The 18,945-nt window shown below is 45.0% G+C and carries 11 protein-coding genes; 7 read left to right on the forward strand and 4 right to left on the reverse strand.

Features of this window, described 5'->3' with window-relative positions; translation table 11 throughout:
• Window positions 1–21: 21 nt before the first annotated feature.
• Entirely contained in the window at window positions 22–891 is an 870-nt protein-coding gene (locus tag QUA56_RS21870) for a calcium-binding protein (protein ID WP_333361414.1), read from the reverse strand.
• Window positions 892–977: 86 nt separating this feature from the next.
• Window positions 978–2,651, reverse strand: a complete 1,674-nt coding sequence (locus tag QUA56_RS21875) for a methyltransferase domain-containing protein (RefSeq protein ID WP_333361416.1) — start codon at window positions 2,649–2,651, stop codon at window positions 978–980.
• A 369-nt stretch (window positions 2,652–3,020) separates the two neighbouring features.
• Between QUA56_RS21875 and QUA56_RS21880 the strand changes: the two genes are divergently transcribed.
• The 7 genes from QUA56_RS21880 (at window position 3,021) to QUA56_RS21910 (ending at window position 17,405) form a co-directional block, all read left to right on the forward strand.
• Entirely contained in the window at window positions 3,021–7,049 is a 4,029-nt protein-coding gene (locus QUA56_RS21880; protein ID WP_333361417.1) for a glycosyltransferase, read from the forward strand.
• 305 nt (window positions 7,050–7,354) lie between these two features.
• Window positions 7,355–8,104: a peptidylprolyl isomerase gene (locus tag QUA56_RS21885; RefSeq protein WP_333361419.1), complete on the forward strand. Its 750-nt coding sequence runs from the start codon at window positions 7,355–7,357 to the stop codon at window positions 8,102–8,104.
• A gap of 133 nt (window positions 8,105–8,237) precedes the next feature.
• A complete protein-coding gene (locus tag QUA56_RS21890) occupies window positions 8,238–11,246 on the forward strand; it encodes a peptidase domain-containing ABC transporter (RefSeq protein ID WP_333361421.1) in 3,009 nt (1,002 codons plus the stop codon).
• 166 nt (window positions 11,247–11,412) lie between these two features.
• Window positions 11,413–13,419 carry a chromosome partitioning protein ParA gene (locus QUA56_RS21895; RefSeq protein WP_445242936.1) on the forward strand — a complete coding sequence of 669 codons (2,007 nt, stop codon included), beginning with the start codon at window positions 11,413–11,415 and terminating at the stop codon, window positions 13,417–13,419.
• Window positions 13,420–13,658: 239 nt separating this feature from the next.
• Window positions 13,659–15,590, forward strand: coding sequence for a hypothetical protein (locus tag QUA56_RS21900; RefSeq protein WP_333361426.1), 1,932 nt, complete (start codon window positions 13,659–13,661; stop codon window positions 15,588–15,590).
• On the forward strand, window positions 15,587–16,348 hold the full coding sequence (locus tag QUA56_RS21905) for a glycosyltransferase family 2 protein (RefSeq protein ID WP_333361428.1): 762 nt from the start codon (window positions 15,587–15,589) through the stop codon (window positions 16,346–16,348). Before QUA56_RS21900 ends, QUA56_RS21905 begins: the two co-directional genes overlap by 4 nt.
• Window positions 16,341–17,405 (forward strand): NAD-dependent epimerase/dehydratase family protein, encoded by a 1,065-nt coding sequence (locus QUA56_RS21910; RefSeq protein WP_333361430.1) that lies wholly within the window; start codon window positions 16,341–16,343, stop codon window positions 17,403–17,405. The genes QUA56_RS21905 and QUA56_RS21910 overlap by 8 nt, the downstream gene beginning before the upstream one ends.
• 87 nt (window positions 17,406–17,492) lie before the next feature.
• Here the strand turns inward: QUA56_RS21910 and QUA56_RS21915 are convergent, their stop codons facing one another.
• Window positions 17,493–18,116 carry a hypothetical protein gene (locus QUA56_RS21915; protein WP_333361431.1) on the reverse strand — a complete coding sequence of 208 codons (624 nt, stop codon included), beginning with the start codon at window positions 18,114–18,116 and terminating at the stop codon, window positions 17,493–17,495.
• 100 nt (window positions 18,117–18,216) lie between these two features.
• Entirely contained in the window at window positions 18,217–18,816 is a 600-nt protein-coding gene (locus QUA56_RS21920) for a Uma2 family endonuclease (protein WP_333361432.1), read from the reverse strand.
• Window positions 18,817–18,945 lie beyond the last annotated feature (129 nt).

Genomic DNA, 18,945 nt, shown 5'->3' on the forward strand with positions numbered 1-18,945 from the left:
AGCTTACCTGAATATCTTAACTCATCCTGCTTCCGACACCCTCACCTTATTACCAATCAACTTCAGAAAACTCGCTCCAAAATGTTGAACCTCCAAAAAATTAGCATAAGCAGGAGTTGACTTGTAAACTCTAAAAGTCCGCATAATTCCTAAAGTCGCTGCACTTTCCAGCGGGCCGATAAAGCTAGTATCCCTGTCCAAAAAATGAGACTGCTTAGCCCAGTGTGCCATCTGTTCCGCATTCAAAAAATAGCAGCCGGAATGAGGATTCAAAGCCCGCTCAAAAGCGATTGTTTGTTCCATGATTTTTCCCATTAACTGCCGCTGCTCCTCCACATTTTGAAACTTAGCAGTAGCTGTTGCCGCTAAATCACCATCAATATATGCTTTAAAAACAGCTCCTTGAGGCGATATTTCATAGCGATTAGGTTGCAGCAAATTTCCATTTCCCCCGTGATGTGTAAACCAATTTAATTTACTAAAAAACCACGGATCGTGCAGAATTAAATCATCTTCTAAATAACAAAAATAATCGTATTTGTCAAGACAAGCTCGCAAAACTGCTTGACACTCAAAACCCAACAGCAGCGGTTCGCATTTTGTAGCGTGGTGCATAAAACATCTGGGCTGCACTGGCAGTTGAGGCAACAGATGATAGCCTTGAGTAGTGCAAACAACAATGTCAATTTCGTGCTTTTGAGATTGATTGGCTGGGATAGTTGCACATTCGCGAATGTCAATCATGGACTGAGATTTGCCGTACAAAGCTTGCAGCGATGTCACGCAAGCGGTTAAAGCATTTAGTCGCGGTTGCGGATCGTTTCGCTGGGAAGCGTGTTTCCCGTCGCCGCTGGGATTGTAAAAGTGAGCAATAGTGAATAGAATTCGCATTGGTGTGGAGTAACAATTAAAAATTAAACAATAATAAAACCATAAAACAGAACGATCGCACAATAACCCTCTAAATCTTACCGCATTTAGTCACCAAACAACTCCGGCAGGCGATCGCGCAACTCAGCATTTAAACGCGGCAACTCGTCCCGCATCTGTAAGTACCAATCTCGGCGCTGCCGGTAGTGACCGCACAGCAAGCGGTTGTCGCGCACCCATTCGTAAGCATTCGCGGCTATTTCCCGGCGCATAGAAGTGTCAGAAATCAGCGAATTTAGCTTAATCTCAAACTCTTTTTCATATCTATAAATCAATCCGGTTTCACCTTCAACAATCGAATGTTCGTACACTGTGGGACTTGCCAGCACCGCTACTCCCCGCGCCGCACATTCAATGAACTTTAAGTCGGATTTCATTTCGTTAACCGGGTTGGAAACAAGCGGCAACAGAGCGATATCGCAACTGTACATAATTTCTTGATAGCGTTCGTAACTGCAAAACGGTTCAAATTCTTTTTGCTGTATTTTCAAGGCTTCAAAAAATCTGCTGTCGTGGATTACTTTAACTCGAATCCGGTGCTTGTGTGCGACTAAAACTCGATTTAGCGCTGCCATAATCGGCTGCCAATCTTTTTCGCGGTTGAGCGCACCAAAAAAGATTGTGACTGTATCTTCTGCCGGATAGATTCGCGGCGGAGGTAGATAAGCTAATTGATTGGGAAATACGGCAACATTAGGATTGTAAGACCGCAAAATTTTTGCGAGGGGTTCTGTAGAAGTTTGCACGCAGTGACAGCCGCGATAGCTGAGGTAATTATTGTCTGCGTATTCGCGGCGGCGGACGGGATTATCGTCAATTTCAGCTACTATTAAATAGTCTTGTTGCAGCAGTTCTTTGAGTTGGGGAATATAGCCGGGATATTGCATGATTGTCCGCTGCCAGATGAAGACTTTTTCTTCTCCTGACAGCGGCGGAATTAATTCTGCTGCTTTCACGCCGGATACGGTGCGGACACCGGGAATTGTGGCGCTAAATTTGTCCGGTTCCAAAACTCGCACGCGATCGCACCCTGTAGGAGCCATAATGATAGTCTGAATCAGCAGTCTGCGCGCAGGTACGGCCGATTTGGTCGATCGCGCGATATAATATTCAGCACCTGTTTCCGTAGCAAAACTGCTCGATGTGAGCTCTAAAGCCTTTACCATTGGATTGAGCAATTCCTGAAAGCGGACAAAATTTTCGGTTTTGTGTCCCTTTCCTTGAAATTCGTAAACCTGCAATCCGGCTTGAGCAAATAGTGATTTAATACTTTCTAGGGTAAACCAGTGCTGCATCTTGCTGTCGGCATTTTCCCACTGTCCCCGCAGCAAATTGACAATTCGCCGCCAGTATTGAACGTTGGGGATTCGGGCGAGAATTTGCCCCTCTGGATTCAGCAAACCACTGTACTGCTTGAGGACTTCCCAGGGATTTTTGAGATAGGGAAGCAAGTCGCCGAAAATCAAGCAATCGACGCTTCCTGGGGCGATGTCGAGACTTTCGATGGCAATTTCTTCAATATCGGCTACAGTCACCCAGTTTAGCCGATCGACCGCAATTTTAGCTTTTTCTCGATCGCATTCAATGCCAATATACTGACAATGGGGATTGATCGGCTTGTACTGTTCGCCCGTCGAACCCGTACCGCAGCCAATTTCAACAATGACTTTAGCATCCGGCGGTAGCAGCTTCAAGAGGTCGTGGTTGGCGCGATCGATCACTTTCTCTAAAATTCCTGATTAGTTTATCGTAAAATAAAACAGAGCAACCCATGCCGACACACAACCAGCCGAAGGTTAGCATTGCGATGCCAGTATACAATGGCGATCGGCACATTTGTCAAGCATTAAATTCTGGCGTTGCGAACTCTTTCTCTTTTCTCTTCTCTTGCTTTGCGTCAAAAGCGTCAAAAGCGTTTAATTTAAATCTCGTTCACCAATCCTGCAAGGATGGCGATATGTTAGCAAATATTGGGCATAATTATAATTTCTTCTCAACACCTACCATCCTTTAGCGCAATTAAGATTATCAATTAATTCTGCTTTTTTCCCAAAAATCAACACAACACTTTGCTGAATACATTAAAAACTATGAACCAAAATCTAGGAATTAACATCGCCGGCTACATCAACGGCGAATTTGGCATAGGAGAAGGTGTCAGAGCAAATATCAGAGCCGCAGAAGCCGCCAACATTCCCTTCAATATTAACAATTTTACCCGCAGTCCCCACCGCAAACAAGACACCACATATCAAAATTTCAACCAAGACAATCCCCATCCCGTCAACTTAATTCAAATCAACGCCGATCAAGTTGCAACCTTTATCAAATATACAGGTTCCAGCTATTTTGAAAACAAATACAATATCGGCTTTTGGGCCTGGGAACTTCCCGTATTTCCCCCGGAATGGCAGCCAGCATTTAATCACTTTCACGAAATATGGACTTACAGCAACTATTGCGCCGAGGCAATTTCCGCAGTCTCGCCAATTCCCGTCATTAAAATCATGCCTGCTCTTGCTCTCCCCGCACCTTACCTTAGCAGAGAAGCACTCGATTTGCCTAAAGATAAATTTATTTTCTTGTTTGTATTCGACTTTTCCAGCCGCATCGAGCGCAAAAATCCTTTAGCGGTAATTCAAGCGTTTAAACAAGCTTTCGGCGAAGATGACGGCGTATTATTGACGATCAAATCTTCTAATTCAAACAAATTTCCAGAGGAGCAAGCATCCTTAAACTCAGCCATAGCAAATAATTCAAATATCAAACATCTAGACGGGTATTTGTCCAAAGATGAAATTAACGGTTTGCTCTACAATTGCGACTGTTACGTATCGCTGCACCGCTGCGAAGGATTCGGCTTAACAATGGCTGAAGCCATGTTTTACGGCAAACCAGTAATTGCCACAGGCTATTCATCAAATACAGAATTTATGAATGTCGGCAACAGCTTTTTAGTAAAATACAAGTTAGTGCCAATTGCAGCAGATTGCGGGCCTTACAAAAAAGGTAATATGTGGGCAGAACCCGATACAGAACACGCTGCTGATTTAATGCGTCATGTCTTCAACAATTACCGGGAAGCTCAGCAAGTTGGAAGAATAGCTGCTGAGGAAATTAAGACTTTACTGAATCCGCAAGTTGTCGGGAGGAAAATTCAAAACCGTCTCGAATATATTGCCGAAATTACAGATAATTTCAAAAGCTTGGATAGCGGAATACGAAAAAAGTCATCTCAGGTAGCGACAGTAAAAAATGCACCACCTTTAGTTAGTATTTGTATTCCGACATACAACGGAGCGGCATTTATTGGCGAAGCGATTCAAAGTGCTTTAGCCCAAACATACCCTAACATAGAACTGATTGTATCCGACGACGGTTCCACAGACGAAACAATTGCGATCGCCCAATCCTTCCAATCGCAAACCTCAGTCGATTTCCGCATCGTACTGCACCGCAACTACGGCTTATCACAAAACTGGAACTTCTGCATATCCCAAGCAAAAGGTCAATACATTAAATTTCTGTTTCAAGACGACTTGCTCGCACCAGAATGTATTGAAAAAATGGTCGCACTCGCCCAACAAAACCCAGAAATAGGCATGGTTTTCTCCCCGCGCGGCATCACCATAGCTGAAGAGGAATCTAACCCCATTTTGCGGAGAGCTTCCAAATCAATTAAAGATTTGCACAAAAGTTGGTCGAATTTAAAAACAATTCAACCCGGAAAAGCAATGCTAGCAGATACTAACTGCTTGAACAACCCCATAAATAAAATTGGCGAACCGAGTACCGTCTTAATTGCCGCCCGAGTATTTGAAGAAATAGGATTGTTTGATTCGGGATTGTCTCAGTATGTAGACTTAGATATGTGGTGGCGCATCATGGGGAATTATCACATCGGATTTATAGACAAAAAACTGTCGTCATTGCGGATTCATCCCGAACAACAAACTTGGAAAAACTTTGCGGCTGGGGAAAATCATAAAGATGTAGTCAGATTTTACAAGAAACTCCTAAATAGTCCTGATTACAGTTTTCTGAATCAATCAATTAAAGAGAAAATTCGCCAAAAGTTGGCATTGAGAACCCAGCCGAGTTTATCTGACTTGTCAGCACTGCTCGAGCAATATAATAAATTGCCATCAAAACAGTCTATTCTCGCGCAACTGCGCCAATACCGCCAACAGCTAGCTGAATATTGGCTGAATTTGCCAGCGGAAAAATTAGAAAGTGCTTACTCGCAAGAAGCGGGGAAAGCTCATAAGTTGCTACTAGATAGCGGCATAAAAAATGAAGCTTTAACTGAGTCAGAACAAATTTTTGTCCAGCAGTTATCCTCGAAACTTGCTGAAAAAGGGGAAATTGCCGATCGGATTCAATATCCTCTCGCAGCGATGCTGTACCGCGACGCTTATCAGTTGCCACTAGAGTATAAAAATGCAGCGATTCCCCAGTGGTTTTTTGAAGACTTTCTGAAATTCCTATTTCAGTCGCCGAATTATTTTAAACAGAGATGTTGGGCCATTGTCAAGAACGGGCAAGATGCCCGTTCCACAAGAGATGAATTTTCTGGTGGAACAGGCATCTTGCCTGTTGGTTCCACAAAAGATGAATTTTCTGGTGGAACAGGCATTTTGCCTGTTGGTTCCACAAGAGATGAATTTTCTTGTGGAACAGGCATCTTGCCTGTTCCTAAACAAGTAATTGAGAATGGTGCAAGATATCAGTTTAAACAAAAGTCGGAAGTTGAAAGCTACTCTGAATATTTCCAGCAGTTAATCAAGTACGTCGCTGCTAATATCGCCAGTTTTCCTGAGTCGGAAGTTTGGCGTTATTTGGCAGCTTTTATTGCCAAAAATGTTAGCTTCCAAGCTTTGTATTTGAGCGAGGCAAATCTGCTCAATGTATTGAGTCAGCGAGCTGATATTCTGGAATTTCATTTGAAAAATATCGGCTGTCAAATAGAATGTAAGTTTCCTCACATAGAACCTGAAAAAGCACAAATTAGACTTGGCTTTTTGCTCGATCAAATTAGCGATAAGTCCGAGACTCGTGCGGCAATTTCGAGTTTTGAATATTTAGACAGAAGCAAATTTGAAATAATCGTGTACCATTTTCAGGTACAAGACGAGCGATTGGGGAAATATTGCGAAGATTGCGCCGACAAACTGGTGCAACTCCCGGAAGATTTGCCAAATCAAGTCCGAGAAATTCGATCGCACGATTTAGATATTCTGCTAATCTGCACCAATACTGCCGACACTTCCCAACCAAGCGCGCTGCTGTGCCTGCACCGACTAGCGCGAGTGCAAATAGCTACCGGTGCATCAACCCCCGCCACCACCGGCGCCCGAAATATCGATTATTTAATTGCCGGAGATTTGACAGTGTACGCAGGTGCAGCAGCAGAGTATCGCGAAAAATTAATTACTTTAAAAGGCTCGGGAGTTTGTGTAAGCTATACTGTAGAATCAGCACCTGCCAGAGTTGAACCGACTCGCAAAAGTTGGGGAGCCACCGACGAATCTGTAGTGTTCATGTCCGGCGCTCGAGCTTTTACAATTATCCCTGAATTGAGAGAAACTTGGGCAAAAATTATTGCTGCCGTACCGAATTCTCTTTTAGTTTTGTATCCCTTTAGTTCCCGCCATGAAAACTATCCAAGTGTGCCTTTTTACAAACAAATTCGATCGCTCTTTGCGGAATTTGGGATTGACAAAAAGCGCTTAGTGGTGATTAAAGCGCTGCCATCTCGCGCCGATTGCATAAAATGTCTGGAATTAGCTGATATATATTTAGACACCTATCCATACAGCAGTGCTTGCTCCTTAGCAGAACCGCTGTTGGCAGGGTTGCCTGTAGTGGTAAGAAAAGGGCCAACAGGGCGATCGCGACAATCAGCCGCAGTGCTCGAAGAACTGCTACTTCCGGAACTGGTAGCAAACAGCGAGAACTCTTATTTAGAGCTGAGTACAGCACTGGGAACCAACCCAGAACTGCGCCGGCACTACCGCGATCGAATCCAGCAAAAAATGGCGGCAAACCCTAAGTATCTCGACAGTCGCGCTTGCTCGACCCAACTCGGAACACTATTTGAAAGACTATTTCGAGAGTGAAGGAAGAAGAAGGTTCGGCAACGCACAGTGTAGGGGTTTTAACGGATTTAACAGATGGATGTTGAAGTAAGAAGGAAGATGGCAGAAGGAAGATTTTCTCACTCTCCAATTTTCGCCCGATCGAGATACCATTGTGAGACACCCGGGGAACCCCTCGCAAGGCAGAGCGTCAGGAAATAGACAGCAATAGCGCTAGCCCGCTGACGGTCTGCTATCATCGGGGAATCGAGGGGTTAGTGGTTGTCGCTCTTTTCCTGCCACAGCTAAATTAAAAGGGGAAGCGCAAGTCAGTTGGAGATAAAAAAATGACAGGACTTTTTCAAATAGGCGATAAATTACTGCAAGCTCAGGATATGCCATCGCTCCTGAAGCGGTACCAGTTGATGCCGCAATTCTTGCGCGGTGTCATAGTAGACCAAGCGATCGCATCCTTTAGTTGCAGCGACGAAGAACGCCAATCCGCTGTTGAGAACTTTCTGGCACAGCACCAACTGACAGCCCCGGAAGCCAAAGAAGCTTGGCTGCGCCAACAAAATATGACGGCAGAAGAACTTCAAGAGATGGCCGTCAGGCCCTTGCTGATCGAAAAATTTAAGCAAGAGACTTGGAGACCTAAAGTAGATAATTATTTTTTAACCCGCAAAGCCAGCCTAGACCACGTAGTCTATTCCCTGGTACGCACCAAAAATCCAGCACTGGCAAACGAACTTTACTTTCGCATCCTCGAAGGGGAACAAAGCTTTGCCGAAGTGGCCCGCGACTTTTCCGAAGGGCCCGAGTCCAAGTCAGGCGGCTTGTTGGGCCCAGTACCGCTCTCGCAGCCCCACCCGGCAATCAGCAAACTTTTGTCCGTCAGCCAGCCAAATCAACTCTGGACGCCGCGTCCTCTGGCAGAATGGATGGTAATTATTCGACTAGAAAAGTTCATGCCGGCCCAGCTCGATGAATCGATGCGGCTGCACTTGATTAACGAACTCTTTGAAAGCTGGCTCGCCGAACAGATATCGCAAATAGGCCCGCTACAGCCCCTCTCCTCCGTGTCTTCAATATCATGACCGAAAGCAATTTTGCTCTGGGGCCCCCGGATTTACCCGTGGAGACTTTAAAAAGCGTAGCATCTTGACAAAAAGCCTTCGGATTCATCTGTGGATTCAAATCTAAAATCTAAAATCTAAAATCTAAAATCGGATGACTTCTTCCGCTGTTTCCCTCTCCCAGATTCAGGATTTCCTAGCTCAAACACATCCCTTTGACCGGCTCTCAGAGACGGCTCTGTCAGCCTTGGTGGCTAAATGCCAACTCCTCGGCTACCGGACTGGGCAACCTCTGTTTGAACGGGAAAAAATGCCGACCCAGGTGGCAATTATCTATCAAGGCCAGGCCCGGCTGCTGGGCTTTGACCAGCGATCGCAGCGCCACGTAAGTTTGCGCTTGGTGCAGTCGCAGGAAATTCTCGGCTGGGCTGGTTTGCTCAGGGGAGTTCCCTGCGAGACGGCGATCGCCTCTACAGATGTGATCGCGATCGTCCTACCTGCCGAAGATTTCCTGAGTTTACTGGAAAAACAGCCGACCTTTGGAGAGGCCTTTCGCGAACACTGTTCCTTGAGCGAAGTATTTGAACTGTTGAGCCTGGAATTGCAGCGCCAAGCCGACGGGACTTCCAATCTCAAGGAACTCAGCTTGCAAGCTTCGGAAGATGCGACAGTTGTCAACGTACCAAACGGCAACAAAAAGACTCAAGACCTCGCTAAAGAGCTAGATGCCGATCGAATTTGGCTCGTCAGCAGCGGCGTCTTGGGCGAATTTCCCACCGGCAGCCGCTTCTCTGTGGAAAACGCAGCCAAATCCTTAAAAGTAGAAGGCCGCCTCGGCGCGCGATTGGTCGGCTTCCGGGAACCCCCCGAACCCCAACCCGAGACAGACCCATTAAATGGCACGACAGACATAGTAGGCCCAGGGCCCAAGCCGCTCGGCGGAAAATTGATCGAGGTTCTACCCGGCCCTGACCGTCCCCCAGAAGCCGCAACCGACCAACCAAAGGATGCGGCGAGATACCCAGTTTTCCGCGCCAAAGGGCAGATTGACGCCCCGCTAGCTTGCTTCCAGATGTTGAGCAAGTATTTCGGCCTCAAATTTCGTCGAGATATCATCCGCAAAGTTCTAGAAAATCAGTTAAAAACGGCTGGTTCTATCAGTATGCAAGCTTGCGGGGCGATCGCCCAAAGCATCGGCCTCACGCCTCAATTGGCGCAAGTGCCAGCAGAAGCCATCAACCGCATCAAAGCCCCGGTAATGATTAAATGGCAAGATAGCTTTGCCATTATTTACAGCATCACCGAGCAAGAATTGGTGATGGCCACGCCCGAAAAGGGGCTGATGCGGAAGCGGATACCTCAGTTTAAAGAAATCTGGGGCGAACAGGGAGAAGTCCTGCTGCTGCAAGCTCCGCAAGTCGAACAAAAAGAGCAGTTCAGCTTCTGGTGGTTTGTGCCGGCGCTGATGGAACACAAGACAGTGTTTTTTGAGGTGTTGCTCGCTTCGTTTTTTGTACAGTTATTTGGTCTTGCCAACCCATTAATCAGCCAAGTAATTATTGATAAAGTATTAGGTCAGCGCAGCATTGACACCTTGGATATTTTGGGGGCATTTCTGTTAGGTGTTGCCCTGTTTGAAGGACTGCTAAACGGTTTACGCACCTTTTTGTTTATAGACACCTCAAACCGCATCGATGTCAAATTGAGTGCGGAGGTAATCGACCACTTGCTGCGGCTTCCCCAAAATTACTTTGACAACCGGCGCGTCGGAGATTTGGTCTACAAATTCAGCATGATGGGCCAGATTCGGGAATTCATGACGAGTACAGCTCTGACAGTGGTTCTCGATGCGGTATTTTCGGTGGTTTATGTCGCCGTTATGCTCTCCTACAGCGTGCAGCTAACGTTTGTATCTTTGGCAGTGGTACCGATACTGGGGCTGATGATTGTTCTAATCAATCCGCTGGTGCTGCGCCTGATCAAACAGAGAAATATGCGTTTTGCTGACTCTCAATCTTATCTAGTGGAAGTAGTCAGCGGGATTCAAACTGTTAAGGCTCAAAATATTGAATTGAAATCGCGCTGGGAGTGGTCGAGCCGCTACGCAAAATACATTACAGCCAGTTTTAAAACAATTATCACGGGGACTACGGCCGGTACGGTTAGCAGCTTTTTAAACCAAGTGGGTAACTTGGCTCAGTTGTGGGTGGGAGCTTATTTGGTACTGGGAAATGAGATTACTTTGGGTCAGTTGATTGCTTTCCGAATTATTTCCGGGAACGTGACTGGTTCGCTGCTGCGTTTTGTGAGCGTGTGGCAGAGTTTCCAAGAAGTCTCGATGTCGATCGATATGCTCAAGGATGTGGTCGATACGCCGACGGAAACCAGCGATGAAGACCGCAGCAATATCCCGCTGCCGGCAATTCAAGGGCAGGTTACGTATGAGGAGGTTTCCTTCCGATTCCTGGAGAGCGGGCCGCTGCAATTGGCTAATGTGAATTTGGAATTTCCCGCTGGCAGTTTTGTGGGAATTGTGGGGGGAAGCGGTTCCGGTAAAAGTACGGCGATGAAGCTGTTGCAGCGTCTTTATGCGCCGCTGTCGGGCCGGATTTTTATTGACGGGTACGACATTGCTAAGGTGGAATTATATTCGCTCCGCAGCCAACTTGGGGTGGTGCTGCAAGATACTTTGCTGTTTAACTGCTCGGTACAGGAAAATATTGCTCTGAGCAATCCCGATGCGAGTACGGATGAGATTGTGCGAGCTGCGAAATTAGCGGTAGCTCACGATTTTATTATGAGCTTGCCTGCTGGCTACAATACGATAGTCGGAGAGCGGGGTGCGTCGCTTTCTGGGGGTCAAAGGCAGCGTTTGGCGATCGCCCGCACGATTTTGCAAAACCCGAAACTGCTGATTTTGGACGAAGCTACAAGCGCCCTCGACTACCATTCCGAACGCCAAGTTTGCAATAACTTAGCAGAAGCTTTCGCCGGTCGCACGGTGTTTTTCATTACTCACCGCCTGACTACAATCCAAAACGCCGACATAATTATTATGATGGATCAAGGTTCTGTAGTCGAGCGGGGAACTCATAAAGAATTAATGGCTCTTAAAGGGCGTTACTACTGCCTCTTCCAACAACAAGAGTCGTCGAATACCTGATAATGGGTAATCGGGTAATCGGGTAATCGGGTAATCGGTAATCACTAAAAAATAATGGCAAACAGTAAGGTGCAATTCCCAATGCCCAATTCCCAATGCCCAATTCCCAATGCCCAATGCCCAATTCCCAAATAACCAATAACAACTAACAAATAACAACTCACAAATGGCTATGAAATCGGTAATACTTTCTGAGCAACCAGTCATTCTAGAAAAACCAGCGATTTGGTCGCACTTGTTTTTGTGGATGATCATGCTGATGACCACTTCAGGTGTAGTTTGGGCTTATTTTGCTAGCGTAGAGCAAGCTGTCCCCGCTGTCGGCCAATTGGAACTCAAAGATGGTGCTAGAGACATCCAAGCACCTGCTACGGGCGCTGTGGTGAGACTTCACGTTGAAAATGGCGATCGTGTGGAAAAGAACCAGCCTCTGCTCACTTTCAACCCCCTTGCACCCAGTGCCGATTTAACATCGGTCCAGAAAACTAAAGAAGCTCTGGAAAAGGAAAATAAATTTTACGAAGATGTTGTCAACGGCAAAATTCAAGGCGCTGTTCCTTCTAACCTAGAATCAACAATCAAGGACAGACAGAGCCTCACGGCACAAAATCAAGTGCTGCAAGCTTTGATTGACGAACTGTACCTCAATCGGGGAGCCAGCGGAAATTTTGATGCAGCCCAGCAAGGACTTTATGTTAATTATCGATCGGAATTTCTGTCTCGCGTCGCCGCAGCCCAAGGGCAAGTTCAGGAGTTGGAAAAACAACTGAAGCAAGCTGAGGATGCTGAGAAAGCCGCCGGCGATCAAATGACAGTGGCACAGCAACAATTGGGTTTTGCCCAGAACCAATTAAATTATGCTCAGCAGCAGTTAAGTTCTTCGCAAGAGCAAGTAAAATCTGCCCTGGCTCAGAGAGATTTGGCGGACGAACAGTTAGCGAAATCCCAACAAGTATTGAAGTCGAATCAAAACATTCTAGGCAGACTCGGCCCCCTGGTAGAGCAAGGAGCCATCGCTGAACTGCAAAAAGAAAAGCAGGAACAAGATGTTTTCAGAGGCCAAAGCGACGTTCTCAAACAGCAAGATCAAATCAAGCAGCGCGAAGGTGAAATCAACTCCCGTAAAGGTGAAATCAACACCCGCCGAGGTGAGATAAATACGCGCCGAGGCGAAATTAACGCGCGTCAAGGTGACATTCAAAAAATTAGTGCTGAAGTACAGCGCCAGCAAGGAGAGCAAGCGCGCCTTCAGGAGTCTATCAGCCGCGCCCAAGAACAGTTGAAAAACACCAAAGATTCCTGGGCTAAAGAACTTTACACCAAAATTGCTGAAAACCAGAAACAAATTGCCAGCAGCGATTCTCAGCTAAGCCGCTTCAAAGTTGAAAACCTGAAAAAGCTGTCCGAGGTGAACGCTCAGCTAGAAAAAGCACAGCAAACCCGCGATACTCAAATTCTGAAAGCTCCGGTATCCGGCGTTATCTTCGATTTGAAACCTTCTAAGAAGGAGAATGCTAAGTTGGATATGGCGAAAGATCCGATATGCCAATCCATTATTAACTCGGTGGTGAAACCGGGCGAACCGCGTCCCACACGCTGCGAAGAAGCTTATTATGAAGCGCAGCAAACTGAGAAGCTGCTCAAGGTTTTGGACGACGAAAACGGTCTGGAAGCAGTTGTTTATCTGGAAAACAGCAATGTGGCTCTGGTATTGGATGCTTTGAGACAGAAGCGGGAAAAATTGGAGAAGTATCACGGCAAACAATTGGATGGAGAAAAGATTGACTGCGAAATAGGTAAAAGTTGCGTGTGTCCTGAGAAGGAAGTTAATAGAGAGAAATTGGGTCTGACGCACTACGACTGCGTGCCTGTGGAGGTGAATGTTGAAGCTTTCCCGGCTTTGGAGTTCGGTACTGCTGAGGGTGAAGTGAAAGAGATTAGCAGCGATGCTGAGCCTCCTACGGAACTGCGGAAATACTACGCTTTTAAAACCAAAATTAAGCTCAAAAATCAAAAGTTTCTTTTGAATAAGGGCAAGCCCAATCAAGTGGAGGTTAATTTGCAGTCGGGAATGGCCGTAAGCTCTAATATCAATATCGGCAAGCGGACTGTTTTGCAGATGTTTATCAACAGGTTTACTGGGAAGCTGGATACGTTCAAGACTGTTAAGTAGCGAACAGTTGACGGTTGACTGTTGACGGTTGACTGTTGACTGTTGATTGTCAGTCGAAAAGCTGATGATATCATGTCCGGTCGAGCGACCGCGATTTTTGTAGGGGCGGGTTCACCAACAATAGCTGCCAACAATCTCCAATCTCAAAAACCCGCCCCTACAACCGGGATATTATAGTTAATCGATCGGACATGATATGACTAGATTTTACAATTCCGATGCTACCGGATTTGATATTAATGAAAAAAATCATATTATTTACTTTATACGTAATTCCTGTTGTCTTGTTAATCGGATTTGTTGCGAATTTTAGCGTTAACGTTCCCGTTGATGACGAGTGGAGGTTAGCTAGCCTTTTTGAGAAAATAGTTCAGGGAAATATAACTTTTAACGATTTTTGGGCTTTGCACAGCAATCACCGCATAGTGTTCCCGAAAATAATTATTGCGGTGCTGGCTTTTGCTTCCAGATGGAATATTAATTATCAGTTGTGTCTCAGCATAGGTTTGGCTGCGATAACTTTTCTCGCTACGTACAAGTTATCCTCGATGCAAGTTAAGAAGGTTGGGGATGATTTGTGGCATTTAGCTAATATTTTAACTTGTATTTTGGTTTTCTCTCTAGTTCAGTACGAAAACTGGCTTTGGGGATTTCAATTGGCTTGGTTTTTAGTCAATTTGTGTTTTGTAGCTGCGGTTTATGCGCTGAGTTCAAATCGCAAATTTTTGCCTAATATAGCGGTTTTCAATCGGATGAAACAGAGATGTTGCACCAATATCGATAAGCTATTTAGGAACGGGCAAGATGCCCGTTCCACAAGAACATTGAATTTTTGTGGAACGGGCATCTTGCCCGTTCTTGAAAATGATGCAACACCTCAGATCGAACAGAGTACGGACACGACAGTGCCGTGTCCGTACTCTGTTCAAATATCGATTGCTGCTTTATTCTGCTTTATTGCTAGTTTTTCCCTCGCGCAAGGCTTGCTGTCTTGGTTGGCTGCAATTGCGGCTGTGGCGGCTTTAGAAGGAAATGCGGTAGAAAAAAGAAAAAGATTGATTCTATGGATATTGCTGTTTGCTGCAACTTGTGCTGTTTACTCAATTGATTATCATCCCAGTCGGAAAACAAGTATTATTTCATTGTTGAATAAGCCCCTGGTGGTAATTGATTACTTTTTGAGTTTGCTGGGTTCGCCAATTGTTCGTATGTCGGGAATTTCAGCATTAGTTGGATTAGCCATATTTGCAAGTTTCTTATTTTTTGTGTTCCACTTTGGGAGAAAGATTACCGAGCATCGTGAGGCTTTACCTTGGCTGTCAATAGGTTTGTTTTCGGTTTTATCGGCTCTGTTTATTACGGCTGGTAGGGCGGAATTTGGGGCGATTCAGGCGCTCGAATCGTCGAGATATACGACGAATTCGATTTTGCTGTTAATTGCTGTGGTTCAGCTAGGCCAATTGTTTGTCAGAGGTAAATATCAAGAAACAAAAGCAACGTTAAACCACAACTACATTTTTTTTTATCGGATGTTGGCAGGGCTGTTAATTGCTACAATTATTGTTAACTCTCAACAGGCGATCGCCCAATCTCGCTCGACACTTCTTTACAAACAAGGCGCTCAAGATTGTTTGCAGTTAATCAACTATCTGGAACAGTCTGATTTTTTTAAGAATTCGCCGGAAAGCTGTTTGAGGGTGCTGAGCAAAAAAACTTGGCTGGTGAGAGAAGGCGCTGCAATTATCGACAAAATAGGTTGGAGAAAGTTCGCGAAAAATGTAGAGTTTATTTCTAATACCGAGAAAGTTTACGGCTATTTAGACCAACCTCAAACCAGCAATCAATTCTTGACTGTTAAGCAAAATGATGCTGTCAAGGCTGCTGGTTGGGCGGTTTTACCCGAAAATTTACAACAGCCTAATATTGTACTGCTATCTGTCGGCGACAAACAATCTTTTTTTGCTAACGCTTATGTCAACTCAGACAGTCCCGACATCGCTAAGAGTTTAAAATCTGAGTTATACAATAATGCAAGGTGGGCTGTTGAGTTGTCGGCTAATAATTTGCCGATCGCCCAAACTGAAATTAAAGCTTGGGTGTATAATCCTGTTGACAACCAGTTTGTCCAGTTGCGCGGTGGCGCGAGGCTAAAAGTGGAGGAGAAGGAGTGAAAATTTCTGTAGTTATACCAGCCCACAATGAAGAGGGCTGTTTGGAAGGTACTGTGCGGGCGATCGCCCAGACGCTCGATTTAGAAGGCATTCCGCACGAAATTTTGATTGTGAATGACAACAGTGTCGATCGAACTATTGATATTTGCCAGGAGTTGTCAGAGACTTTTCCCACAGTTAGATACATCAACAATCAACCTCCCAACGGTTTCGGATTTGCCGTGCGACGGGGATTGGCGGAATTTGACGGAGATGCTGTGGCAATTGTGATGGCGGATGCTTCCGACGATCCGATAGATTTGGTAGCAGGATACCGCAAATTGCAAGAAGGATATGACTGCGTTTTCGGTTCCCGCTTTATCAAAGGCGGCTTTGTGGTTGATTATCCAATTCACAAGTTAGCAATTAACCGCTTGGCAAATTGGTTTGTCAAAACTATTTTTGGCTTGCGCTACAGCGATGTTACCAATGCTTTCAAAATTTACCGCAGAGAAGTGATTGAAGGCGTGCAACCGATTTTGAGCCATCATTTTAATTTGACAGTGGAACTGCCTTTAAAAGCAATTGTCCGGGGTTTTTCCTATACGGTGATTCCTCTGAGGTGGTACAATCGGACTGCTGGTATTTCTAAGCTGAAAATAAAAGAGATGGGCAGCCGGTATTTGTTTATTGTCTTGTATGTCTGGCTCGAAAAACATCTCTCTCGCGGCGACTACCACCGGACTAGAAAGATAGCAAAATTAAAAGTGAATGCCTGAGAGAATTTTAATTGTGGGCGGTGCGGGTTTCATCGGTAGTTGTTTGGCAATTGGCCTGAAGAAACTGCACCCGGAATGGCAAATAATTTGTTTAGATAACCTGCGTCGCCGGGGTTCAGAATTGAATCTGCCTCGGCTTAAAAGTTGCGGGATTCAGTTTGTTTACGGGGATATTCGCACAGCGGCAGATTTAGATCCAGTTGCACTGAATGCTGACTGCATTATAGATTGTGCTGCGGAGCCTTCTGTGCTGGCTGGTTTTAGTTCGCCTCAGTACGTTTTGCAGACGAATTTACTGGGCACTGTAAATGTTTTGGAGTTGGCGAGACAAACTGGTGCGAGTTTGTTGTTTTTGTCTACGAGTCGGGTTTATCCGATCGCCAGTGTGAAATCTGTTAAGCTGTTAGAGTTGCCGAATAGATTTGCGATCGCCCCCGAGCAAACTTTACCCGGTATATCCGAGTTGGGCATATCAGAAGACTTCCCATTAAAAGGACACCGTTCGCTTTACGGAGCGACTAAATTAGCCTCGGAATTGCTGATTGAGGAGTACAGGGAAGCATACAATGTACCCGCAATAATTAACCGCTGCGGGTTAATTACGGGTGCTTGGCAAATGGGTAAAGTCGATCAGGGAGTTTGCGGTTTGTGGGTGGCCGCTCACTATTTTCAAAAGTCGCTGAGTTATATCGGTTTTGGCGGCAGCGGGAAGCAAGTTAGAGATTTACTGCACGTTGAAGATTTGTTGAGGTTAGTTAATTATCAGTTAGAACATTTTGCTGAATTTGACGGCGAAGTTTTTAATGTTGGCGGCGGTTTGAGCAACAGTCTTTCTTTGGTTGAGACAACTGATTTGTGCCAAAAGATTACCGGAAAATCAATTTCAATTAATCCTGTTTTGGAGGAACGCGCGGGGGATATTCCGATTTTTATTACTGATTCTTCTAGGGTGATGGAGAAAACAGGATGGCGGCCTGTTATTGGGCCGGAAGCGGCTTTGCAGGATATTTATGATTGGATTGCTGCTAATGAGGTTGTTTTGAGTTCGATATTATAGGGATTTTTTTAATTGCAGATTGCAAATAGTAAGGTGCGTCGCTATGGGAAATTTCGTCACTATTTGAGTGACTAGAAGCGACGCAACCTACGGCGAAATTTCATCCCCGTCTAAAATTCCCACCATTATTTTCATTAAATCCTCTAAATCGTCAGGCACTTTAAACAAATTGATATCTTGAAAAATAGTGTGCTGATTTCGGTCTAACTTGCCAAATCGCCAGACATCTCCCATTGTCACCGCACCGTAAAAGATATTTTGCTCTTCAACGTGAGACATCGCGATCAATTCTACAGCTAGTTGGGTAAATGCTCTAGTCATATCGTCGTTATTTGCTTCAATGACTAGCAATTCTCGCTCGGATTTTAGGAAATAATCTAAATTCCCCTTTAACCAGCTATTAACGTTGAGAGTATACTCAAATCGCAGTTGACATTTGCAGTACCGGATGATGTCTAGCAAAACTGGCGATACTAATGATTCTCTTCTAGCTGTTTCGCTGCTGAGACTGACAAAAAATAAAGTTTCTTTAATTCTTTGTTTGAGAAAAGCTATTTCTGCCAGTTCTCTAGAGGTATGCGGCAAAGACAGCTCAGTTTTAATCGGCGAGTAATCAAATTCTGCTAAAATTTGATCCGTTTCGTAAGGTAACTCAAAGTATGAACGAAATGTATATTCTCGACCTTCCTGTAAGATTTTTTGCTTGGTCATACTGTTTGAAATCGCAATGTGTTTATTTGTAAATAATAGCAAATCTAAATCATTCATACAGATTTGTAGGGGTAGTGCTCCCGTGCCTACCCTCTATCGCTTATCCCCAAACTTCTGTCAAATCTAAGACAAACCCAGGCAACACATCTTCACCGGACAAACTAATAGGATTTTCCAAGACTTCTACATCTTGACTTTGCCTGTAAATCTCCACCTTTTTGTTTTTCCGATCTATCAACCAACCCAAACGAGCGCCATTGTTCATATACTCTTTCATCTTGGCTCGCAGCGGTTCCATGTTGTCAGTTTTAGAACGGAGTTCTACCACAAAATCAGGACACAAGGGAATAAAACTTTCTTTTTGTTTTGGGGTGAGCCCATCCCACCTTTCTTGACGCACCCAAGCTGCATCGGGAGAGCGATCGGCTCCATTGGGCAAGTGAAAACCAGTAGAAGAGTTAAACGCTTTACCTAGTTTAGTTTGACGGTTCCACAACCAAAGTTGTCCTTCTATATCGAGATTTCTGTATCCTGTTTCGCCTCCGGTTGGTGGATTCACGATTAACTCTCCTTGTGCTGTTCTTTCTAATTCTAATTCTCGGTTGGCGATCGCCAATTCAACGAATTGCTCGCGGGTAACGGTGAGTGTTAGTGTCGGCGGAATATTCACAGCAATGGCGCGGGATGTTTGTGTCATCATTTTTTTCCTAAAATTGATGCTTTTTTAGCAAATTTATCCTGATTTTGCCCAGCCCTAACTACAGGAATACTTGCAATTTTTATTATAACAATTGAAATGGTCTAGGGGTGGCGATCGATCGCTTTCCCG

The sequence above is a fragment of the Microcoleus sp. N3A4 genome (assembly GCF_036701805.1).
Taxonomy (GTDB): Bacteria; Cyanobacteriota; Cyanobacteriia; order Cyanobacteriales; family Microcoleaceae; genus Microcoleus.